General features: G+C 48.4%; 20 protein-coding genes. 12 read left to right on the top strand and 8 right to left on the bottom strand.

Annotated features, from left to right (window positions below):
* On the bottom strand, positions 1 to 353 hold a 353-nt coding region (locus T433_RS16665), incomplete at its 3' end, for a hypothetical protein (RefSeq protein WP_162164208.1).
* Between the two features lie 403 nt (positions 354 to 756).
* Between T433_RS16665 and T433_RS16065 the strand changes: the two genes are divergently transcribed.
* Both T433_RS16065 and T433_RS16590 read left to right on the top strand, forming a co-directional pair.
* Complete coding sequence (locus tag T433_RS16065; protein WP_162164209.1) at positions 757 to 1,203, top strand: HU family DNA-binding protein; 447 nt, start codon at positions 757 to 759, stop codon at positions 1,201 to 1,203.
* 246 nt (positions 1,204 to 1,449) lie between these two features.
* Positions 1,450 to 1,548, top strand: a complete 99-nt coding sequence (locus T433_RS16590) for a smalltalk protein (RefSeq protein WP_155808313.1) — start codon at positions 1,450 to 1,452, stop codon at positions 1,546 to 1,548.
* 464 nt (positions 1,549 to 2,012) lie between these two features.
* Here T433_RS16590 and tatC read toward each other — a convergent pair whose 3' ends face one another.
* Together tatC and T433_RS0112985 are read right to left on the bottom strand one after the other, a co-directional pair.
* Positions 2,013 to 2,774 (bottom strand): twin-arginine translocase subunit TatC, encoded by a 762-nt coding sequence (gene tatC / locus T433_RS0112980; RefSeq protein WP_027456097.1) that lies wholly within the window; start codon positions 2,772 to 2,774, stop codon positions 2,013 to 2,015.
* Positions 2,764 to 2,976: a Sec-independent protein translocase subunit TatA/TatB gene (locus tag T433_RS0112985; RefSeq protein ID WP_027456098.1), complete on the bottom strand. Its 213-nt coding sequence runs from the start codon at positions 2,974 to 2,976 to the stop codon at positions 2,764 to 2,766. The genes tatC and T433_RS0112985 overlap by 11 nt, the downstream gene beginning before the upstream one ends.
* A gap of 88 nt (positions 2,977 to 3,064) precedes the next feature.
* Here T433_RS0112985 and T433_RS0112990 point away from each other — a divergent pair, with 88 nt between their 5' ends.
* The 7 genes from T433_RS0112990 (at position 3,065) to T433_RS0113025 (ending at position 11,909) form a co-directional block, all read left to right on the top strand.
* The gene (locus T433_RS0112990; protein ID WP_044110009.1) at positions 3,065 to 3,943 is read left to right on the top strand and encodes a tetratricopeptide repeat protein; all 879 of its coding nucleotides are present in this window, start codon (positions 3,065 to 3,067) and stop codon (positions 3,941 to 3,943) included.
* Positions 3,944 to 4,173: 230 nt separating this feature from the next.
* On the top strand, positions 4,174 to 5,004 hold the full coding sequence (locus T433_RS0112995) for a prephenate dehydratase (protein WP_027456100.1): 831 nt from the start codon (positions 4,174 to 4,176) through the stop codon (positions 5,002 to 5,004).
* A gap of 102 nt (positions 5,005 to 5,106) precedes the next feature.
* The gene (locus T433_RS0113000; protein ID WP_081778502.1) at positions 5,107 to 6,345 is read left to right on the top strand and encodes a pyridoxal phosphate-dependent aminotransferase; all 1,239 of its coding nucleotides are present in this window, start codon (positions 5,107 to 5,109) and stop codon (positions 6,343 to 6,345) included.
* Between the two features lie 2 nt (positions 6,346 to 6,347).
* A complete protein-coding gene (locus tag T433_RS0113005; protein ID WP_027449426.1) occupies positions 6,348 to 7,412 on the top strand; it encodes a bifunctional 3-deoxy-7-phosphoheptulonate synthase/chorismate mutase type II in 1,065 nt (354 codons plus the stop codon).
* Between the two features lie 87 nt (positions 7,413 to 7,499).
* Complete coding sequence (locus T433_RS0113010) at positions 7,500 to 8,294, top strand: prephenate dehydrogenase (RefSeq protein ID WP_027449425.1); 795 nt, start codon at positions 7,500 to 7,502, stop codon at positions 8,292 to 8,294.
* 273 nt (positions 8,295 to 8,567) lie between these two features.
* Positions 8,568 to 11,015 carry a phenylalanine--tRNA ligase subunit beta gene (gene pheT / locus T433_RS0113020; protein ID WP_027456103.1) on the top strand — a complete coding sequence of 816 codons (2,448 nt, stop codon included), beginning with the start codon at positions 8,568 to 8,570 and terminating at the stop codon, positions 11,013 to 11,015.
* Between the two features lie 162 nt (positions 11,016 to 11,177).
* Positions 11,178 to 11,909 carry a YebC/PmpR family DNA-binding transcriptional regulator gene (locus T433_RS0113025; RefSeq protein ID WP_027456104.1) on the top strand — a complete coding sequence of 244 codons (732 nt, stop codon included), beginning with the start codon at positions 11,178 to 11,180 and terminating at the stop codon, positions 11,907 to 11,909.
* A 115-nt stretch (positions 11,910 to 12,024) separates the two neighbouring features.
* Here T433_RS0113025 and T433_RS0113030 read toward each other — a convergent pair whose 3' ends face one another.
* The gene (locus tag T433_RS0113030; RefSeq protein ID WP_027456105.1) at positions 12,025 to 12,405 is read right to left on the bottom strand and encodes a hypothetical protein; all 381 of its coding nucleotides are present in this window, start codon (positions 12,403 to 12,405) and stop codon (positions 12,025 to 12,027) included.
* A 112-nt stretch (positions 12,406 to 12,517) separates the two neighbouring features.
* Here T433_RS0113030 and lepA point away from each other — a divergent pair, with 112 nt between their 5' ends.
* Both lepA and T433_RS0113040 read left to right on the top strand, forming a co-directional pair.
* Positions 12,518 to 14,299 (top strand): translation elongation factor 4, encoded by a 1,782-nt coding sequence (gene lepA / locus T433_RS0113035; RefSeq protein WP_027456106.1) that lies wholly within the window; start codon positions 12,518 to 12,520, stop codon positions 14,297 to 14,299.
* 46 nt (positions 14,300 to 14,345) lie between these two features.
* Positions 14,346 to 14,948 carry a Crp/Fnr family transcriptional regulator gene (locus tag T433_RS0113040; RefSeq protein WP_027449420.1) on the top strand — a complete coding sequence of 201 codons (603 nt, stop codon included), beginning with the start codon at positions 14,346 to 14,348 and terminating at the stop codon, positions 14,946 to 14,948.
* 242 nt (positions 14,949 to 15,190) lie between these two features.
* On the opposite strand, the gene T433_RS0113045 is transcribed toward T433_RS0113040, so the two are convergent.
* The 4 genes from T433_RS0113045 to T433_RS0113060 form a co-directional block, all read right to left on the bottom strand.
* The gene (locus tag T433_RS0113045; protein WP_027449419.1) at positions 15,191 to 16,852 is read right to left on the bottom strand and encodes an AMP-binding protein; all 1,662 of its coding nucleotides are present in this window, start codon (positions 16,850 to 16,852) and stop codon (positions 15,191 to 15,193) included.
* A 9-nt stretch (positions 16,853 to 16,861) separates the two neighbouring features.
* Entirely contained in the window at positions 16,862 to 18,517 is a 1,656-nt protein-coding gene (locus T433_RS0113050; protein WP_027456107.1) for an AMP-binding protein, read from the bottom strand.
* 143 nt (positions 18,518 to 18,660) lie between these two features.
* Positions 18,661 to 19,911, bottom strand: coding sequence for an ABC transporter permease (locus tag T433_RS0113055; RefSeq protein WP_027456108.1), 1,251 nt, complete (start codon positions 19,909 to 19,911; stop codon positions 18,661 to 18,663).
* Complete coding sequence (locus T433_RS0113060) at positions 19,904 to 21,106, bottom strand: pyridoxal phosphate-dependent aminotransferase (protein WP_027449416.1); 1,203 nt, start codon at positions 21,104 to 21,106, stop codon at positions 19,904 to 19,906. The genes T433_RS0113055 and T433_RS0113060 overlap by 8 nt, the downstream gene beginning before the upstream one ends.
* A 426-nt stretch (positions 21,107 to 21,532) precedes the next feature.
* On the opposite strand from T433_RS0113060, the gene T433_RS0113065 reads away from it, so the two are divergent.
* Positions 21,533 to 22,786, top strand: a complete 1,254-nt coding sequence (locus T433_RS0113065) for a protein kinase domain-containing protein (protein WP_027456109.1) — start codon at positions 21,533 to 21,535, stop codon at positions 22,784 to 22,786.
* Positions 22,787 to 22,810: the final 24 nt, after the last annotated feature.

The following is a 22,810-nucleotide window of genomic DNA, read 5'->3' on the forward strand; positions in this document are numbered from 1 at the left end:
ACAATCTTCATCCCATCAGGGAACTTGATGCTGATGGAGATCTTTTTGCTGATGTTAGCCACCCGGTCAGCAGGATACTTAAAGGGATGCCTTACAGGATCATGCACCTTACTCTCCTCACTAACCTTTGCTGCTTCTGACTGAATCTCCGCCTCTTCTTCAGCGGGCATTCCAGTCACAGTTATCGGATAAACATTCTTATGCGTCTTTCTGTACCACTTGTCGAAAGTAGGGAAGTCAACTCCGTGCTTTGTGCAGAATTCCTCTATCGAGATATTCTTCGGGAGGCCCTCAGCCTGGTACAAAAACCAAAGGCTCTCAAAATCTTTACTGCTATATACCATTTGTCTCATTCTTAAAACGAGCCCAAAGGTATCATTTTCCCATTTCATGCACAATACGTCAAAATTGACAGTTTACAGGTATTTAAATATTTATACATAATATTATATATTATAATATATAATATTATGTATAAATATCAATAGGCTAGTTTAACGCAAACTTTTGATTTTCGAAATGGTACGATGGTACGATGGTACGAAACCAGGACAAGGCAGGTGGCAAACACAAAAAGTGCTTATAGAAAAATACATCAAAATAATTACCAAAACATTTGCGTATCTCATATATTTTTTGTACCTTTGTATTGTCATTAAGAAATAGTAAATCATGAGTTTTCTAGGGGCAAATGAGCGCTTTTCTGAGGGCAAACGAATCATTAACTTTCTAACCATTAAAAACACACGAAAAATTATGGCAAAACTTAGAATCAAAAAGTATGTGAACCAGGTGAAGAACTCGAAGATGTTCGGTAAGTGGTACGGACGCGTGAACTACAACGAGACGCTCTCTACCGACGACCTGTGCCGCCACATCTCCAAGCACGGTACCATCTACACCTCCGATGTGGTGAAGGGTGTCATCGAGTGCTTCGTGCTCTGCTTCGAGGAGCTGCTGCACGAGGGCTACAAGATCAAGCTCGACGGTCTGGGCACGTTCTCGCTGAAGATGAGTACCTCGGGTGCTGGATCGGCGGAAGAGTTCGGAGTGCAGAACATCAGGCACCTGCAGGTGAAGTTCAACGGCGACAAGAAGAAGTTCTCGGAGTACGCTAGTCCTACGTTCATGAAGAACGCTCGCTTCGAGATTGTGCCGGATGCTAGCGAAAATGAAAAGGAGCAGGGGGAGAATGAGGACTAACAGACCTCTCCCCATCCCTCCCAAGGGGAGGTTTGGCCTGCTTCGCAGGGAAATTTTTCAAAATTGAAAACAAAATTTCTCATTTTTATTTTCTTTCTCGCCTGACACAAGCCGAAGGGATATAAATCTCTGTTTAATTTTGAATCAAATTTTGAATAATTTGACTTTCCCTGTCGGCCGTCGAGCTAAACCTTCCCGCCGCAGGCGGCCCCAAATCGTAATTAACCAAATTAACCGAATAATACTATGAAGAAACTGGAAACTTGGAAGTTCGTATTGCAAACTGTTATCGCCATCCTTACGGCGATCGCCACCAGCCTCGGCGTGGCTAGTTGTATGAATTAGGAACCCCTCCCCATCCCTCCCAAGGGGAGGGGAGTGGCTGCGGAGTCCTTGGATTTTCAACCGCACAGTACGAAAGATTCCCTTTTGAGGTATGTTCTATAAATTGCATATATCATCTGCTGAACTCCCCTCCCTTCAAGGGGAGGGGCAGGGGTGGGGTCTGTAACTTCATTGGCAGTTAGAACAATACTGACCCCACACCCCGACCCCTCCCCTACATGGGAGGGGAGCGGCTGCGCAAGGTTCAAGCTAAGGAATTACCCCCACCCCGACCCTCCCAAGGGGAGGGGGGAAGTAAGAAAAGTCTCCCCCTTGGGGAGATTTAGAGGGGGTGCTTTGCGCCGCAGGCGCACCACTTCTCACCTCTCACTTCTCACTTTAAACAATAAACAGCGCACCGATTCAGGGGTGCGCTGTTTGTTGTTTAGGAGGGGGAGGGGGTTAAGTCTCCCCCTCGGGGAGATTTAGAGGGGGTTGCTCTTTTTGGAAATTTTGACAATGAAGATACTGATTTCGTAGAGCAGGGCGATGGGAAGTGATACAAGAAGAAGGGTGAAGACATCGGTAGTGGGGGTGATGATGGCTGCCACTACGAGGATGGCGACGATAGCATGGCGACGATAGTGGGTCATCAGGGTGGGGGAAATGACCCCCAGACGACCAAGGATGGCACAGACCACGGGCAACTCAAAGACGGCACCCATGACCAGACTCATGGATACGAGCGTGTCGGCATAGCTCTGAAGTGTGAGCATGTTGTCAACATCAGGGCTGACCTGGTAGGTGCCGAGGAAACGCACAGTGAGAGGGAATATGAGCATGTAGCACACGAGTGTGCCCAACATGAACATCAAATAGCCAGAGAGCGTGATCCACAGCGCAGCACGGCGCTCGTGGCGGTAGAGCCCTGGTGATATGAAACGGAAAAGCTCGAAAAGCACGTAGGGCGCAGCACATAGCAAGCCGGCATACAAGGCCATACGCATGTGTGTCATGAATTGTTCGGTGAGCCCCGTGTTGATTAGGTGGAGCGCAAACGGCTCGGTGTGCAGCCAGCGAAATGTGACAAACTGGCTGTTGCTCGGTGCCAGCACCAACGCAAAGAGCCAGTCCTTTAGGCAGAAGGCCACCGTGCCCACTGTTACTACCACGGCTAGCGAGCGCAGGATGACCCAGCGCAGAATGTCGAGATGCTGCCAGAAGGTGGCTGCCTCGTTATTTTTCATCCTTCTTGGCTTCGTCTTCGATGTCGGCTTTCATGTCGCCCACTTCGTTCATGCCCTCTTTGAAGCTTTTCACGCCTTTGCCCAGGCCGCGCATCAGTTCGGGAATCTTAGAGCCGCCAAAGAGCAGCAGTACAACGAGGGCGATGAACAGCAGCTCTGGTGCGCCCAGTCCTAAGAGCAGTAATGTTTTTGTTGCTAACATAAAAATTATGATTTAAATCATCGGGACAAAGGTACACATTTTAATTCTTTTTTCGTAACTTTGCAACCAAATTTTTAAGCTTTTAATCATGGGATTCAGGAAAACATTGTTGGGTGGGGTCGACGAAACCCCCGAGGAAGATAAGAAAAACGCCGATGCCAAGCAGTTTGATCTGCTGAAATACGACGGTGTGAAGGCTATGCGCATAGGGCAGTTTGACTATGCCGTGAAGTGCTATCGCGAGGCGCTGAAGATACAAGACGACCTGGAGGTGCGCGACTACCTGTCGCAGGCACTCATCCGCCAGGGGCAGTTGGCTGAAGCCATCACCGAGCTGAAAGCCCTCTACCAGCAGACCCCCGACAATGTAGAGGTGCTGCTGCAGGCCGCCCATGTGGCCTATATGCAGGAAGACTACGACGAGATGGATACCCTCTGTCAGCAGGCGCTGCAGGTGGACGAGACCCATCCTCGCGTACATTATTTATATGCACAGGCCTGCGCTGGTCGTGGCGACATCATTGGCGCCATAGCTCGCCTGACCAAAGCCGTGGTGCTAGACCCCGACTTTGCCGATGCCCGCCTGCTGCGCGCCCAGGTGCTGACCAAGATGGGCGAGGTGAAGGGTGCCAAGGAAGACGTGGACTGGCTGATGGCTCGCCACGCCGACCACGAAGACGTGGTACTGGCTGCCGCACGCCTGGCACAGGCCGAGGGACAGGCCGACGAGGCACTGCAGCTCTACACCCGCCTGATAGACATGAACCCCTTCCACCTGGAGGCCTACCACGAGCGCGGCCGACTGCGCTATGAGGCAGGCGACAAGCAGGGTGCCGAGGAAGACATGCAGAAACTGCTGGAGCTGAACCCCAATGAACTAGCTGACGTCAGCGGCGACTATTCTGCCGAAGGCGTAGAACAGCACATGAAACGCGTCTATTCAGCCATAAATCCATTTGGATTGTAAAAAAACTCGGAAAAAGTTTGGCTGTTTGACGAATTTGTTATACTTTTGCACCCGATAATTACAATTAGTAACAAAAATGACGAATTTTAATGCATACTTCTATTTTTATTATTACTTTACAAGCAATTGTGAAGCGGGTAGTCGTATGTAAAATTAAATAATTGAAAAATTGAAAAATTAAATAAGGCCCCGCTTCACGAAGAGTGAAAGTGGGGCTTCCTTTTTAGAACATGAAAAGAATAGCGATACAAGGCATCACAGGGTCGTTTCACGACATCGCCGCCCATCAGTATTTCGAGGGCGAACAACTGCAGTTGATCTGTTGCAATACGTTTGAACAGGTGTTTGAGAACGTGCGACAAGACCCCACCGTCATCGGTATGGCTGCCATCGAAAACACCATAGCCGGTTCGCTGCTGCACAACTACGAGTTGCTGCGCGACAGTGGCACCACCGTGGTGGGCGAGCACAAGTTGCACATCACCCACTGCATCTGCTGTCTGCCCGAGGATGACTGGGACACCATCACCGAGGTACACTCGCACCCTGTAGCACTGATGCAGACGCGCCACTACCTGGAGCACCACCCGCAGCTGCGCATCGTGGAGGGCGACGACACCGCAGGCTCTGCCAAGATGATAGCTGAAGGCCACCATCGCGGATGGGCCGCCATCTGTCATGCCGAGGCTGCCAAGCTTTATGGGCTGAAGGTGCTGGAGAACGGCATCGAGGACAATAAGCACAACTTCACCCGTTTCCTGGTGTGCTCGGCTCCGCAGAAGGCCGACATGCTGCGCCCTCTCGTAGAGAGCAACAAGGCCAGCATCGTGTTCTCGCTGCCCCACGAGGAGGGTTCGCTCTCGGCTGTGCTCGCCATCTTGTCGTTCTACAAGATCAACCTCACGAAGATACAGTCGCTGCCCATCATCGGCAAGGAGTGGGAGTATCTGTTCTATGTCGATGTGACCTATAGCGACCTCACGCGCTATCGTCAGGCCGTGGATGCCATCATCCCCCTGACGCGTGACCTGAAAATCTTAGGGGAATATAAGGCGATTTGAAAAATTGAAGGATTGAAGGATTGAAGGATTGAAGGATTGAAGGATTCTTGGCAGAGCCAAGCGGCGAAGCCGAGCGGAAAAATTGAAGAATTGAAATAGTATATGGAAACAAAAGTAAATACAGGTAGTGAAGAAATTGGAAAGGAGAAGAGAACTTCAACTCTTCAATCTTTCAATTCTTCAATTTTACCAGCCGACAGGCTGAACTTAGTTCAGGAATACTACTTCAGTAGAAAACTGAAAGAGGTGGCCCAACTAAACGCAGAAGGCAAGGATATCATTTCCTTGGCTATCGGCAGTCCCGATATGCCACCTTCTCAGCAAACCATTGAAAAACTTTGTGAGGTGGCCAACGAACCCTCGGCCCACGGCTATCAGCCCACGATGGGCACGCCTGAACTGCGCGAGGCTATGGCCCGCTTCTATAAGCGCTGGTACGGCGTGGATATAGACGGCAAGACAGAGGTGCTGCCACTGATCGGTTCGAAAGAAGGCATCCTGCACGTGACGCTGGCCTTCGTGAACCCTGGCGACGAGGTGCTGGTGCCCAATCCTGGTTATCCCACCTATACCTCGCTGTCGAAGATACTGGGCGCCAAGGTGGTGAACTATAATCTCTGCGAGGACAACGGATGGCAGCCCGATTTCGACGAGCTGGAGAAAATGGATCTGTCGAAGGTGAAACTGATGTGGACCAACTATCCCAACATGCCCACGGGTGGACGCGCCCAGCGAGCCACCTACGAGCGACTGGTGCAGTTTGCCAAAGCCCATAACATCGTCGTGGTGAACGACAATCCCTATAGCTTCATCCTCAGCGAAGAGCACCTCTCGCTGATGCAGGTGCCAGGCGCCAAAGACTGCTGCATAGAGTTCAACTCAATGTCGAAGAGCCACAATATGCCCGGCTGGCGTGTGGGCATGTGTGTGTCTAACCCGCAGTTCATACAGTGGGTGCTGAAAATCAAAAGCAACGTAGATAGTGGCACCTTCCGCGGCATCCAGTTGGCAGCTGCCCAGGCTCTGGACAATGACGAGGCCTGGCATCGCGAATACAACATCGAGACCTATCGTCGCCGTCGCCAGTGGGCCGAGAAGATCATGGAAGCACTGGGATGCACCTACGACAAGAACCAGGTGGGCATGTTCCTCTGGGGGCGCATACCCGATGGCGTGCAGAACGTAGAAGACCTGACCGAGCGTGTGCTCCACGAGGCCCGCGTCTTCATCACCCCAGGCTTCATCTTCGGCTCTAACGGCAATCGCTACATACGTATCTCGCTGTGTGCCAAGGAGGAAAAAATTAAACAAGCATTGGAAAGAATCAAAAAAGCAATATAATTATGGAACTAGAATTATCACCATTGAATTTGCCTAGTGACAACGAACGTCCCTTCGTGATTGCAGGACCTTGCTCTGCCGAGACCGAGGAGCAAGTAATGACCACAGCTAAACAGTTGGCTATGAAAGGCTGCCACAACTTCCGCGCTGGCGTGTGGAAACCACGCACCAAGCCTGGTGGCTTCGAGGGTCATGGCGAACCTGCCCTGAAATGGCTGAAGCAGGTTAAAGAGGAAACCAAGATGCTGGTATCTACCGAGGTGGCTACGCCCGAGCATGTGGAGCTGGCTTTGAAATATGGAATCGACATACTGTGGATTGGTGCCCGCACATCGGCCAACCCCTTTGCCATGCAGGCACTGGCCGACTCGCTTCAGGGCGTCGATGTACCCGTGTTTGTTAAGAATCCCGTGAACCCCGACTTGGAGCTTTGGATCGGAGCTCTGGAACGTCTTAATCAAGCTGGCGTGAAGCGACTGGGAGCCATCCATCGCGGTTTCTCGTCGTACGACAAGAAGATCTATCGCAACATGCCTATGTGGCAGATACCCATCGAGCTGCATCGCCGCATACCCGAGCTGCCAATCATCTGCGACCCATCGCACATCGGCGGACGTCGCGAACTTATAGCACCGCTATGTCAGCAGGCTATGGACCTGGGCTTCGACGGACTCATCGTAGAGAGCCACTGCGACCCAGACAAGGCATGGAGCGACGCCGCTCAGCAGGTGACACCCGATGTGCTCGACTACATCCTCTCGCTGCTGGTGATTCGCGATGAGCACACCACCACAGAAGGCATCCAGCAGTTGCGCAAACAGATTGACGAGCTCGATAACCAGTTGATGGACCTGCTGGCCAAGCGTATGCGCGTATGCCGCGAGATAGGTCAGTATAAGAAAGAGCACAACATGACCGTGCTGCAGACCTCGCGCTACAATGAGATCTTGGCCAAGCGTGGTGCTCAGGGTTCCCTGCTAGGCATGGGTTCCGACTTCGTGGCCAAGGTTTTCGAGGGTATCCACGAGGAGAGTGTTCGTCAACAGATAGAAATTATTAACAAATAAAATTGAAAGATTGAAAGATTGAAGGATTGAAGTCCATGCGGCTTGAAAAACTTCAATTTTTCAATTCTTAAATTCTATTTCTTTTTTATGAAAATATTAGTCATGGGAGCAGGTAAGATGGGAAGTTTCTTTATCGACCTGCTGAGCTTCGACCACGAGGTGGCTGTATTCGAACGCGATGCCAAGCGCATGCGCTTCACCTACAACTGCCAACGGTTTACAACCTACGAGGAAATAAAGGCTTTCGAGCCAGAACTGCTGATCAATGCCGTCACGCTGAAATACACCATTCCAGTGTTCAAAGAGGTGATACCCTATCTGCCCAAAGAGTGCATCATCAGCGATATCGCCAGCGTGAAAACCGATTTGAAAGACTTTTACGAACAGACTGGCATGCGCTACGTCTCTACACACCCGATGTTTGGACCCACGTTTGCCAATCTGCAGCAGCTCTCTGAGGAGAACGCCATCATCATCCAGGAAGGCGACTGCATGGGGCGCTGCTTCTTCAAGGACCTGTATAACAAGTTGGGACTCAATATCTATGAGTACACCTTTGAGGAGCACGACAAGACGGTGGCCTACTCGCTGAGTATTCCTTTCGTATCTACCTTCGTCTTTGCAGCCGTGATGAAACATCAGGATGCACCAGGCACCACCTTCAAGCGCCACATGCGCATAGCCAAGGGCGTGCTGAACGAAGACGATTATCTGTTGCAGGAAATTCTGTTCAACCCCTATACCCACGACCAGGTGGCGCAGATACGCACAGAGCTGAAAGAACTGCTGGAGATTATCGACCAGAAAGATGCTGTCGGCATGAAGGCCTACCTGAACAAGATTCGTGATAATGTGCGAGGGGATATCGAGATAAAGCGATAGCTTTTTAACGCAAAATAGAATGAAAGATTCGTCGTGAATATGATGGGTCTTTCATTTTTTTTTAGTACCTTTGACTGCGTCTAAGGTACTTGCACTCGAAAGAAAAAATAAAAAGCGAGCTTTTATTTTGTTCTTTGCTCGTTTATTCGTACCTTTGACTTTGTCGAAGGTACTTGCATTCGGAAATGAAAAGAAAAACGAGTTTTCCTTTCTCATTTCACTCATTTTTTGTACCTTTGCAGCCGAATTCGAATTTAAACAATTGTTTTAGGAATGAATATTTCTTATAAATGGCTGAAAGAATACGTTGATTTCGACCTTTCGCCGCAGCAGGTATGCGATGCACTGACCTCTACGGGACTCGAAGTTGACGCTCTCGAAGAAGTACAATCCATACGTGGTGGATTGAAAGGACTCTATGTGGGCAAGGTGCTCACTTGCGAATTGCATCCCAATTCTGATCACCTTCATGTAACGACTGTTGACCTGGGCAAGGGCGAACCCTCACAGATTGTATGTGGCGCTCCTAATGTGGCTGCTGGTCAGAAGGTTATCGTGGCCGATCTGGGCTGCGTGCTCTACGATGGCGATCAGGAATTTGTTATCAAGAAATCAAAACTGCGTGGCGTTGAGTCTAACGGTATGATCTGCGCCGAAGACGAGATCGGAATCGGCAGCAGTCACGATGGCATCATTGTGCTGCCCGAGGATGCCGTGGTAGGTACACCAGCTGCCGAGTACTACAACCTGGAGAGCGACTGGCTCATCGAGGTAGATATCACTGCCAACCGTGCTGATGCACTGTCGCACTGGGGTGTGGCACGCGATCTCTATGCATGGTTGAAGCAGAACGGCTACGAGACAGCACTGCATCGCCCTGGCGTAGAAGACTTCGCAGTGGATAATAACGACCTGCCCATTGAGGTGGAGATTGCTAATACAGACGCTTGCAAGCGCTATGCTTGTGTCAGCGTGACTGGCTGCGAGGTGAAAGAGTCGCCCGACTGGCTGAAGAACAAGCTGACCACCATCGGTCTGCGCCCAATAAATAATATTGTGGACATCACCAACTATGTGATGATGGCCTACGGACAGCCTCTGCACACCTTCGATGCCGATATGGTGAAGGGCCACAAGATCGTGGTGAAGACTATGCCCGAGGGTACTCCCTTCGTCACACTCGATGGCGAGGAGCACAAGCTCTCTGACCGAGACCTGGCTATCTGCAACGCTGAGGAGCCTATGTGCATCGCAGGCGTGTTTGGCGGAAAGGGTAGTGGAACCTACGAGACCACTCGTAACGTGGTGCTGGAGAGTGCCTATTTCCACCCCACCTGGATTCGTAAGTCGGCTCGTCGTCACGGTCTGAGCACCGATGCTTCGTTCCGCTTTGAGCGTGGCATCGACCCCAATGGCGTCATCTATGCCCTGAAGCAGGCTGCCCTGCTCTGCAAGGAGCTGGCAGGCGGTAAGGTTTCTATGGAAATCTGTGATGTTTACCCAGAGAAGATAGAGAATGCTGTGGTTGACCTGCAGTATAGCTATGTGCACAATCTGGTGGGTAAGGACATCCCCGTAGAGACCATCAAGAGTATCTGTGACACACTGGAGATGAAGGTGCTGGAGGAGAATGCTGAAGGCCTGAAACTGGAAGTACCTGCTTATCGTGTGGACGTGCAGCGCCCCTGCGATGTGGTAGAGGATATCCTGCGCATCTATGGATATAATAATGTGGAGATTCCCACACAGTTGAAGTCGAGCCTCGTGATCAAGGCCGAGGAAGACCGCAAGCACAAACTGCAGAATGTGGTCTCTGAGCAACTGGTGGGTGCTGGCTTCAACGAGATACTGAACAACTCGCTGACCAAGACGGCTTACTATGGCGAGGACGAGACGGTGGTGAAGATCATGAACCCGCTGTCAAGCGATCTCGGCGTGATGCGTCAGACACTGTTGTATGGCGGTTTGGAAAGCGTAGAGCACAACGTGAAGCGTAAGAATGCAAACCTGCGCTTCTTTGAGTTTGGCAACTGCTACTTCTTCGACCCAGAGAAGAAGAACGAGGAGAACCCCATGCAGGCCTATAAGGAGGAGAATTTCATGGGTCTTTGGGTGACAGGTAAGCGCGTGGAAGGCTCATGGGCGCATCCTAACGAAGATACTACCTACTACGAACTGGCAGCACACGTGCAGAACATCCTGAGCCGCATAGGCATGAAGCAGGGATTGATGGTGCAGAAAAAGAGCGAGAATCCAAACTTCTCGGCTGGCATTGTGATCGAGAATCGTGGTGGAAAGAAACTCATCGAGATGGGTATCCTGTCGAAGAAGCTCCTGAAGCAGTTCGACCTGCAGCAGCCTGTCTATTTCGCAGAGCTCAACTGGACGCAGTTGATGAAGGCTACGAAGAAGAATGAGGTGACATTCACTGAGATTTCTAAGCATCCTGCTGTAAGTCGTGACCTGGCTCTGCTGGTAGATAATGCCGTTGAGTTTGCACAGATTGAGCAGATAGCACGTCAGACGGAGAAGAAGCTGCTGAAGAAAGTGGAGCTGTTCGACGTTTACGAGGGTAAGAATCTGCCTGAAGGCAAGAAGTCGTATGCTGTCAACTTCATTCTGCAAGACACAGAGAAGACAATGAACGACAAGCAGATCGACGCCATCATGCAGAAGCTGATTGCTCAGCTAAAGAAGCAGCTTGGTGCAGAATTGCGTTAACCCTTGTCCCCTAAGTTCTTTGCAAAAGCAAAGCGGCATAGCCGAGCGAGGGGACGACAGGGGTCTGAACGAGATAATTAATAGAATAATAATAACAATGGGGCAATGAACATGTGTTCAGACCCCCAACCCCCTAACTTAGGGGGCAAAAAAATATAAACAATGGGAAGAGCATTTGAATATCGTAAAGCTACAAAGCTGAAAAGATGGGGCCACATGGCCAAGACATTCACAAAGATTGGTAAGCAGATTGCCATCGCTGTAAAGGCTGGCGGTCCAGAGCCTGAGAACAACCCCGCACTGCGTGCTATCATTGCCAACGCTAAGCGCGAGAACATGCCGAAGGATAACATCGAGCGTGCTATCAAGAACGCTATGGGTAAGGACCAGAGCGACTATAAGGAGGTAACATACGAGGGATATGGCCCTCACGGCATTGCTATCTTCGTAGAGACACTGACCGACAACACCACTCGTACCGTGGGTGACGTTCGCTCAGTATTCAATAAGTTCAATGGTAACCTGGGTACCCAGGGCTCACTGAGCTTCCTCTTCGACCACAAGAGTGTGTTCACTTTCAAGAAAAAGGACGGACTGGATATGGACGAGATGATTCTCGACCTGATTGACTACGGCGTAGAGGACGAGTACGACGAGGACGAGGAGGAGAACAGCATCACTATCTATGCCGATCCTTCAAGCTTCAGCGCTGTGCAGAAGCACCTGGAGGAGAACGGTTTCGAGGTGACTGGTGCTGAGTTCACTCGTATTCCTAACGACCTGAAAGATGTAACACCTGAGGAGCGCGAAACTATCGACAAGATGGTAGAGAAGCTCGAGGACTTCGACGACGTTCAGACCGTCTATACCAACATGAAGCCAGAAGAGGCATAAGTGTTGAGCTAAGACCATAAAAATAGCGAAGCTTTTCTCAGAGCTTCGCTATTTTTTTATTTCAATTTTTTTCTATCTTTTTGTTTCTTATCTCTTTATTCCTGGCTGTGTTTTCTTATTGATAGTCTTCCTTGACGATCGTCGTTTCGAAAAGCACACTGTCAGGATTGTTCAAATGACGATAGATGTAGTGAAAGCTATAGCCCTTCTCGCGATGTGCTTTGTATTTAGGTTCTTGTCTCAACTCGCTGATCAGTGCCTGACGTAGCTGGTCAGTGGGAATAGCAAAGTCGTTGATACGGAAATACTGACTCTGGGTCAGTGTGGGAATGTCGAAAACTATGCTGTCTAGATACATAGTGCTTTCAGTATTCAACGGCATCGGACATTTTGTTTGGGTGAACTCTTTGTTCTCGCGAGCAATACGCTCTTCGAGCGACTCCTGACAAGACATCAGGATAAGGGCAGAAATAGCAAGTAATAGAAGATGCTTCATATTTGTAACTATTTTGAATTATTTTGCGTGCAAAATTACGAAAAAAAAGCAAAAATGCGGTTCGTTTGATGTTTTTTTTGTACTTTTGCAGTTTAAAGAGAAGAACATTAGAATGAAGAATATCCGAAATTTCTGTATCATCGCACATATAGACCACGGTAAATCAACCTTGGCCGACAGATTGTTGGAACGTACGAAGACCATTCAGGTGACAGAAGGGCAGATGCTCGACGATATGGACCTGGAGCGTGAACGTGGTATCACCATCAAGAGTCACGCTATTCAGATGGAGTATGAACGCAATGGAGAAAAATATATATTAAACTTGATTGACACCCCAGGACACGTGGACTTCTCGTACGAGGTGTCAAGAAGTATTGCAGCTTGCGAAGGCGCACTGCTGGTGGTAGATGCTACACAGGGTGTGCAGGCACAGACCATCTCAAACCTTTATATGGCTATCGATAACAATCTGGAGATTATTCCAGTTATCAACAAAATCGATATGCCTAGCGCTATGCCTGATGAGGTTGAGGACGAGATTGTAGATCTGATAGGTTGCGACCCAGAAGATATTATTCGTGCAAGCGGAAAGACTGGTGAGGGTGTTGACGAGATTCTAAATGCCGTCGTAGATCGTATTCCTCATCCTGTAGGCGACGAAAAAGCACCGCTGCAAGCATTGATATTCGACTCGGTATTCAATTCATTCCGTGGCATTATTGCCTACTTTAAGATAACCAATGGCGTTATCCGCAAGGGTGACAAGGTGAAGTTCTTTAATACCGGCATGGAGTATGACGCTGATGAGGTGGGCGTATTGAAGATGGATATGATACCTCGTAACGAGTTGCGCACTGGCGATGTAGGCTATATCATTAGTGGTATCAAGAACTCAAAAGAGGTGAAGGTGGGTGATACTATTACCCACGTAGAGCACCCCTGCGAGAAAGCTATCGAAGGATTCCAGGAGGTGAAGCCTATGGTGTTTGCCGGTGTTTATCCCATTGATCCTGCCGACTACGAGAACTTGCGTGCATCGTTAGAGAAATTGCAACTGAATGATGCTTCGCTGACTTTCCAACCAGAGTCTTCAGTAGCCCTGGGCTTCGGATTCCGTTGCGGCTTCTTGGGCTTGCTCCATATGGAGATCGTGCAGGAACGACTGGATCGTGAGTTCGATATGGATGTCATCACCACTGTGCCCAACGTGTCGTATATGTGCTACACCAAGCAGGGTGAGGTGAAAGAGGTGCATAACCCATCGGGATTACCCGATCAAACGCTTATTGATCATATCGAGGAACCATATATCCGCGCTTCTATCATTACGGCTGCAGACTTTATTGGTCCTATCATGACGCTCTGTCTGGACAAACGTGGCGAACTGCTTGATCAACAGTATGTCAGCGGAAATCGTGTGGAACTGCATTTTATGTTGCCTCTGGGCGAAATCGTTATTGACTTCTACGATAAGCTGAAGAGTATCTCTAAGGGATATGCTTCGTTCGATTATCATATCGATTCGTTCCGTCCGTCGAAGCTGGTGAAGCTGGATATCCTGCTCAACGGTGAGCCTGTGGATGCACTCTCTACGCTGACGCATCAGGACAATGCAGTTACTTTTGGACGTAGGATGTGCGAAAAGCTGAAAGAGTTGATACCGCGCCAGCAGTTTGATATTGCCATTCAAGCAGCTATCGGTGCAAAGATTATTGCACGCGAGACGGTCAAGCAGGTTCGTAAGGATGTGCTGGCCAAGTGCTATGGCGGTGACGTAAGTCGTAAGCGCAAACTGCTGGAGAAGCAGAAACGAGGTAAGAAGCGTATGAAGCAAATTGGTAATGTTGAGGTGCCTCAAAAGGCATTCTTGGCAGTATTGAAACTTGACTAAAGACTATCTACTAGAACTATAATTAAAGAAAGGAGTAAAAGAAACAATGCCAACGAACCTAAGTTTAACCACCAGAGACGTAGCTCGCGAGTTAGCACGTCGTTACAGTACGATGACCCACGATGAACTAGACATCCTGGAGAGTATCCTTGTGCCGATGAAGTTCTCAAAAGGAGAAAAGATTCTGGACGAAGGACAAGTGTGTCGTCATATCTTTTGGATAGTAAAGGGCCTTGTACGCCAGTTCTATTATAAGAACAATAAGGAACTGACCGAGTATATGGCCACAGAGAATACTATTTGTATGAGTATTGAGAGTCTTTTTAAAGAGGCTCCTTCTCTGCAGATTATTCAGGCTCTTGAACCAACCATTATCTTTGCTATTCCTATGCACGAGCTGGAGATGGCTGCCATGAAGAGCGTGAACATACAGATGCTATATCGTAAGATATTGGAGGAATCGCTTATCATCAGTCAGCAGCATGCGGATATGCTGCGTTTTGAGAGCGCACAAGATCGTTATCAGAAGTTGGTGAAGACTGCTCCACAGCTGGTGTTGCGTGCTCCTCTGGTTTATATCGCTAGCTATCTGCAGATGACTCCTGAAACACTGAGCCGAGTAAGAACCGCCACCCTGTTGAATGGATAAGCAGCACACCAGTGTTGCAATAAATAGCACTATAATCATCGCTATAATCAGTGCTAAAATTAGCTGTAATTAGTGCTATAATCAGTTGTAATTAGAGGCGCAATCAGCGGTATAATAAGCTATAACCAGCGCTATAAAATAGGATAGGTTCTAACAGAATTTAGAATGGTACCCTCAAAAAAATAAGTCCCGAAAGTAGTTGCGTAACTTTCGGGACTCTTTTTATCTCTGTTTGGCGCCTTTTATTTGTATAGGTATCGTTTAATACTCTTCTTTGGCGTCTTTTCAAACTCTTCTTCTCTGATCTCTACCTCGGCAATCTTCTCGTAGGCAGGCAATTGCTCATTGAGGGTCTGACGGTTTTGCTCCATAATTCCCATCAAGTCCTCCTTGGTGAAGTTCATTGCCTTTGCTTCTTCTAGATCGGGGTGTATCAATGCTACCAGTTTGGTATCGCGCTGAACGACGATGCTCTCAACCACCATAGTCATTGAGTTCAGCTTGTCCTCAATCTCCTCAGGGTAGATGTTCTGTCCGTTAGCACCAAGCAACATGTTCTTTGAGCGTCCGTTGATAAAGACATTACCCTCAAAGTCCATCGTGCCCAGGTCGCCAGTATGATACCAGCCGTCCTTGTCGATTGTTTCTGCAGTCGCTTCAGGATTCTTGTAGTAACCCAGCATAACGTTAAGTCCGCGAGCCAATATCTCACCAGGAATATGTTCTGGATCGGGAGAGTCAATCTTTACTTCCATGTGGAGTACGGCCTTACCGCATGAGCCCGGCTTGAAGTCGTGATAATCCTCGTAGCAGATGATGGGAGCACACTCTGTGGCTCCATAACCAACGGTGTAGGGGAAATTGATGCGCTTCAAGAACTGCTCTACTTCCTGATTGAAGGCAGCACCTCCAATGATAACCTCATACATCTCACCACCAAAGGCATTCACCACTTCTTTGCAAATCATGTCGCGTACCTTAGCTGAGATGATAGGCATCTGCAGCAGCAAGCGCATGCGGTTGTTCTGTATCTTGGGGAATACCTTCTTACGGATAATCTTTTCGATGACCAGAGGTACAGCAATAATGATCTTTGGCTTCACCTCAGCAAAAGCTTGTGCGATGATGGCAGGTGATGGCGTGCGATTCAGATAGAACACGTGGCAGCCGTGCAGGAATTCGAATAGGAATTCGAAAGCCATACCATACATGTGGGCCATTGGCAGGATAGAGATAACGTTATCTCCCTTCTTGATGGTGTTGCCCAGCACGTTTCCTGCGAAATCGTAGTTTGACCAAATGGCGCGATAGGGAATCATCACACCCTTAGAGAAACCGGTTGTACCGCTGGTATAGTTGATGAGAGCCAACTCGTCGCCATTCTCTTCGTGGTAATAGTGAATGTGCTCTTTGCGGAAATACTTGGGATATTTCTGTCCATAGAGTGCATTCAGGTTCTCGCGGGCATAGGTCAACTTTTCAGAACGTGATACGATGAGCGAGTAATCGGTGTTGCGAATAATACCTTCCAATCCGGGCATCTGTTCTGCATCAATCGTTCCTGCAACGTGGTCACCGGCAAACAAAAGTTTTGCATCCGAATGATTCACTATATTGTGTATCTGATCTGGCATGAATTCATGCAGAATAGGTACTGCGATTGCTCCATACGTTAGTGTGGCAAGGAAAGCTACAGCCCATTGGCTGCTATTGCGGCCACAGAGTGCAATCTTGTCGCCTTTCTTAACGCCAGAGTTCTCAAATAGTATATGAACCTTCTCAATTTTACGGGCTACATCATGATATTGCAGTGTCTGACCCTTATAGTCAGTAAGTGCATCAAGATCCCAGTTGTCCAGGATGCTTTTTTCAATCAGTTCGTTAAAACTTGGTATGTGTTCCATAATTGTATTTTATTCTTGGTAGAGATAGCGTTTGATGCTCTTCTTAGGTGTCTTCTGGAATTCCTCCTTGCGCAACTCGATGCTGCTGATGCGACTGAACGGAGGCAACTGTGCGTTGAGGTTCTCACGGTTCTGGTCCATGACAGCTTCCAGCTCTTCCTCACTGAAGTTTACTATTTCATCCTGATCGGGATATACGAGCGCAATGAGTTTTTCGTCTCTCTGGATGACAAGACACTCGCTGACCATTGGCATTGAAGAGAGCTTGTCTTCAATCTCCTCTGGATAAATGTTTTGTCCGCTTGCTCCCAGCAACATGTTCTTGATGCGTCCGCGAATGAAAATGTGGCCCTCTTCGCCCAAGGTGCCCAGGTCGCCTGTGTGATACCATCCATCTTTGTCGAGAGCCTGATTGGTTGCCTCCTCATTCTTGTAGTATCCCAGCATGACATTTTGTCCGCGTGTAATAATCTCACCAGGGGTGTTGAAGGGGTCGTCGCTCACGATACGCACTTCCATTCCGTCAACAGGTTTGCCACAAGAGCTGGGTGCAAATTCTTTCCAGTCGCAGTAGCTGATAAGTGGAGCGCACTCTGTGGCTCCGTAGCCTACGGTAATGGGGAAGTTGATGCTCATGAGGAATTCTTCCACTTCTTTCGAAAGTGCTGCTCCGCCCACAATCACCTCGTAGGCACGTCCGCCAAAGGCTGCATATACCTGTTCGTAGATGCGACGTTTTACCTTCTGCGATACGATGGGCATTGCCATCAGTAGCTTCATGCGGTTGGTCTGTATGATGGGGAATACCTTCTTGCGGATAATCTTCTCAATGATGAGTGGCACAGAGACAACCAGAGTGGGACGTATGTCTGTGAATGCCTTCGCGATGAGCGATGGTGAGGGCAGACGATTGAGGAAGAAGGTGTGGCTACCATTACAGAAGGGGAAGATGAACTCAACCGTCATTCCATACATGTGAGCCATTGGCAGAATAGAGAGCAATGGGTCTCCTGGCTTAATCTTGTCTCCCAGGTGCTTAATACAGAACACCATGTTGCCCATGATGGCGCGATAGGGTAGCATGACACCCTTTGAGAATCCTGTTGTTCCGCTGGTGTAGTTGATGAGTGCCAGTTCCTCGGGTTGGTCCTCGTGATAATGCACGTCTTCCTGTCGGAAAGCGCGTGGATACTTACTACCAAACATCATGTTCAGATGTTCGCGTGCGTAGGTCAGCTTCTCAGAGCGCGAGAGCATAAGTGAGAAATCGGGCAGGTTGACGATGCCTTCCAAGTTGGGCATCTCGTCGGGATTGATTTCCTTTGCCACGAAGTCACCTACGAAAAGCACGCGCGAACCAGAATGGTTCACGATGTTGTGAATCTGCTCAGCGTTGAACTCATGTAGTATGGGGACTGCTACTGCGCCATAGGTCAGCGTGGCCAGAAAAGCTACTGCCCAGTGAGCAGAGTTGCGACCGCAAATGGCTATTTTATCACCTTTTTGTATATTGCAACTCTCAAATGCAATATGCAATTTTTCTATCTTTCGAGCTACGTCGTGAAACTGTAGGGTGGCTCCTTGATAATCAGTTAAGGCGTCTTGATCCCAGTATTTGACGATAGTCTCTTGTAAGTATTTGTTAAAACTTGAACAGTTGTTCATTGCACAATTTTCAAAATTTTGTGCAAAGATACATCATTTCATGCACAATCCCAAATTTTTTGTGCAGATTTTTATATTTATGCTATTTTTATTTCCTTTAGGTGTTAAATCGACCAAATAATAGGAAATAACGAGTTTAATTCTTATTCGTATCTCATCGAGCGAGCTGGGTGAATTCTGGAAACAAGATAGCTGGGAGCTATCAGTACGAGAACGCTGATAATCAGTGTGCTCAGGTTGAGCGCAATGATGATGGGCATGTTGATTTCCATGGGTGCTTCGTTGACGTAGTAGGTCTGTGGATCGAGTGAAACGAGGCCCGTCTTCATTTGCAGGATTACGATACCTAGGCCAATGATGTTGCCCCAAAACAATCCTTTGCCGATGATAAAGGCCGCAAACCATAAGAAGGTGTGGCGGATGGTGTTGTTGCGTGCACCCAGTGCTTTTAGGATGCCTATCATCTGCGTACGCTCCAATATGATTATCAGTAGGCCGCTGATCATGGTGAAGCCGGCAACTGCAGTCATGAGAGCTAGGACAATCCATACGTTGATGTCAAGTAGTCCTAACCAAGAGAACACCTGTGGATAGGCCTGCATAATGGTTTGGGCAGCCAGTGTCTGCTCGTCCTTGTCGTGTGTCTTGTTGGCAATCTCTGCAATTTGAGGATAGATTTGCTCCAGCTGCGTAAAGTCGTTGATCAAAAGTTCTGCTCCAGAGCATTGGTCCGTGCGCCAACCATTCAGTTTGTTGGTGACATAGATGTCTGTCAGGCAGAAGATGTCATCAAAGCGCTTCATGTTTGTCTGGTAGATACCCTTGATGGTGAAGCGACGAGCCTTAATGTCGTCGTTGTTGATGAAGTAGGCAAACAGTCGGTCGCCAACTCTCAACTGTAGTTTGTCGGCCATCGTCTTCGATATTACCAATGGGTATTTCGAGGCGGAATCGCAGAATTGGGGCAGTTCTCCCTCTATCATACTTTCTTTCAGAAACTGCGTATCGTATTCAGCACCAAGTCCTTTCAGTACGACTCCCATGAAGTCATCGTCCGTTTTCAGGATGCCTTGTGTGTGGGTGTAGCGCTGGATATAGCGCACCTCCTTGACTTGTTTGAATGCAGTTGTCAAAGTGTCTCCAAGGCAAATGGGGAAGTTGCCTGCCTGTGTGTAGGCAAAGATGTTTTGTATTTGAATATGGCTTCCAAAGCCAGCCACTTTGTCGCGTATGGTATGCTTGAATCCCAACACTACGCTAACGGTCACAATCATGACTGCCAAACCGATGGCTACACCAATGGTGGCAATACGAATAGCAGGGCGGCTAACTTTTTTCTTGTCGCCCTTCTCGTCGTAGATATGACGCGCTAGAAATAGTGGAAGATTACTCATTCACTCTGCCAGGATAGGCTTCCAATGCCTTTTGTAGCACAACCAATGCCTTCGTCAGGTCTTCCTTCTTCAGTACGTAGGCTATACGTACCTGGTTGATGCCGGCACCAGGTGTGGTGTAGAAACCTGCTGCTGGGGCCATCATCACGGTGGCGCCTTCGTATTCAAACTCGCTCAGGCACCAACGACAGAATTTCTCGCTGTCGTCCACGGGCAGTTTGGCTACGGTGTAGAAGGCTCCCATGGGTATTGGAGAATAAACTCCAGGTATGCGGTTCAGTCCGTCTATCAGGCACTTACGGCGTTCTACGTACTCATCGTACACATCACGATAGTAATCTTCGGGGGCATCCAGCGATGCCTCTGCCACAATCTGTCCGATGAGGGGAGGTGAGAGGCGCGCCTGACAGAATTTCATGACGGCAGCTCTGACGTCTTTGTTCTTGGTGATGAGGGCGCCTATGCGGATTCCGCACTCTGAATAGCGCTTAGACACAGAGTCAATCAGTATGACGTTCTGTTCGATACCTTCCAAATGGCAAGCTGAGATATAGGGCGAACCAGTGTAGATGTACTCGCGATAAACTTCGTCGGAGAAGAGATACAGGTCGTATTTCTTCACCAAGTCACGAATCTGGTTCATTTCGCGACGAGTGTAAAGGTAGCCAGTAGGGTTGTTGGGGTTGCAAATCATGATGGCGCGTGTGCGCTCGTTGATCAGTTCCTCGAACTTCTCTACCTTTGGCAGCGAGAAGCCCTCTTCAATAGTGGTTGCGATGGTGCGTATCTTTGCGCCAGCAGAGATGGCAAAAGCCATATAGTTGGCATAAGCAGGCTCTGGAACAATGATTTCATCGCCAGGATTCAGACACGACATGAACGCAAAGAGTACCGCCTCGCTACCGCCACTTGTGATGATGATGTCGTCGGCAGTAACGTTGATGTTGTATTTGGCGTAATAGTTTACCAGCTTTTCACGATAGCTCTGATATCCCTGCGAAGGTGAGTATTCCAGGATCTCACGGTCGATGGTCTTCAGGGCATCAAGTCCCACTTGAGGCGTGGGCAGGTCAGGCTGACCAATATTTAGATGGTATACGTGTGTACCTCTTTTCTTTGCGGCAGCTGCCAAAGGAGCCAATTTTCTGATTGGCGATTCTGGCATTTCAAGTCCGCGTACTGATATCTCAGGCATTTTTTATCGAATTTTTTCTGTTTCAGAGTGCAAAGATACTAAAATAGTCCAAAAAACTTCATTCGTCAAGTGTTTTTTTGCGTTTTGATGAGCAAGTTTTTGCGAAATAGTTCGTTTTCGAATGCGTTTGGTGTGTTGTGGGCTACCAGCGAATGGCCTTTTGTAGGTAAAACGCTATGAATAAGCAAAATAATGCTCCGTTGGTGGTAGATGACGAGAATGCTGGTGTAAAACAATAGCTATTGCATTGTAAAAGTGCCAGTATTGCATCGTAAAAGCGCCAGTATTGCATTGTAAAAGTGCCTGAATTAAATCTTTAAACATAAAGACTTGCGAAACGAATAAAACCGTATCGGAAATTATTAGATAAAATTTGCTTATCTCGGATTTTATGTGTACTTTTGCGCAATCAAAAAACTTAAAGGTATGAACTTCGAAGAAATGCTTAATGCATCAGAAAAGTCGGTTGTAGGAAAAGAACTACTGCCTGTCGGCACATTGCGCAAACAGCAGATAGAGGGCAAGTATAAAAACATTGTGGCTATCAGGCAGGACTTGGCAGATAATAGCTCTTTCTGTGCTTCTTTGCAAGAAGATCAGCAGTACACCTCGAGGCTGAACATGGCGCAACAGATGCATTACGAGGTCACCTCAACGGTGTCTGGCAGCTGTGAGCTGGGGCTTGAGGCGGGTTCATATCAAACTTTGGAGCATGTTTTAAGAGATGATCCGTCTGTGGTTGCTCGAAAAGGTTTCATGGATGATTTCACCCAGCAGTTGATGGATGCAGCCAACCGACTGCATCAGGATGGCGTCTTCTATTGGTGCTTTGCTCCAAAGAATATCCTGTTGGCAAAAGGTAGTTCGCGTCCGATGTTGCTGTGCCACGGTTCGCTTTTCAAGCCAACCGATTTGGCCGCTATCTATCAGGGAATAGAGAATTTCGTAGCTCCCGAGGTGATGCAGACAGGTCGTGGCGATGCCCGTAGTGATGTGTATTCGCTAGGCATGTTGCTACAGAAAATCTATGAGAATGGTGATATGCCAATGGGGATGAAGGCTGTGGTGAAGAAAGCTGTGAGTGAAGATCCTAAAGCACGCTACGCTACAGTCGAAGCTATGTCGACCGACTTAAAGAAGCGCAATAGTATGCGTCAATCATTATTGGTGTCGCTGGCAGCCCTGGCTGTGACATTGCTATGCGTTGTTGTGTATTTCGATGTGACGCCACAAACGGAGAAAATAGATTTCGTAGAGCAGACCTCTCAGCAAGATAATGATGAAGACTGGTTTGGCGATGAGAACTTCGACCCTGAGGCTGAGCTTGCCGGAGATCCTGACTCGGCCAATGTGGATGGTGATACACTTTTTACAAAAGATGAGAAGAAACGACTCGATGAATATCAGGCTAAGGCCGAGGATATCTTTAAAAAACAGTTTGAACGTCAGGCCGACCGCATCCTCTCTAAGGTTTATAGCAATGAACGTATGGGTGCTGAGGAGAAAGTCTTCGTGGCTGGCAGCAAGCAATTGATGGAAGAACTGATACAACAGCAGACCAAACTGGGCGATGAGGCAGGATTGAGCCCTGAACGCACAGGTCAGTTGGCCAATGATATCATCAATCGTCTGACAAGAGAAAAGCAGAAATCCCTCTCGAAGAAGGGAATTCAAAAATAAACATTAACTTTATATATTGAAAAA

Origin of the sequence: Xylanibacter brevis ATCC 19188 (assembly GCF_000621725.1) — a bacterium.
GTDB lineage: Bacteria > Bacteroidota > Bacteroidia > Bacteroidales > Bacteroidaceae > Prevotella > Prevotella brevis.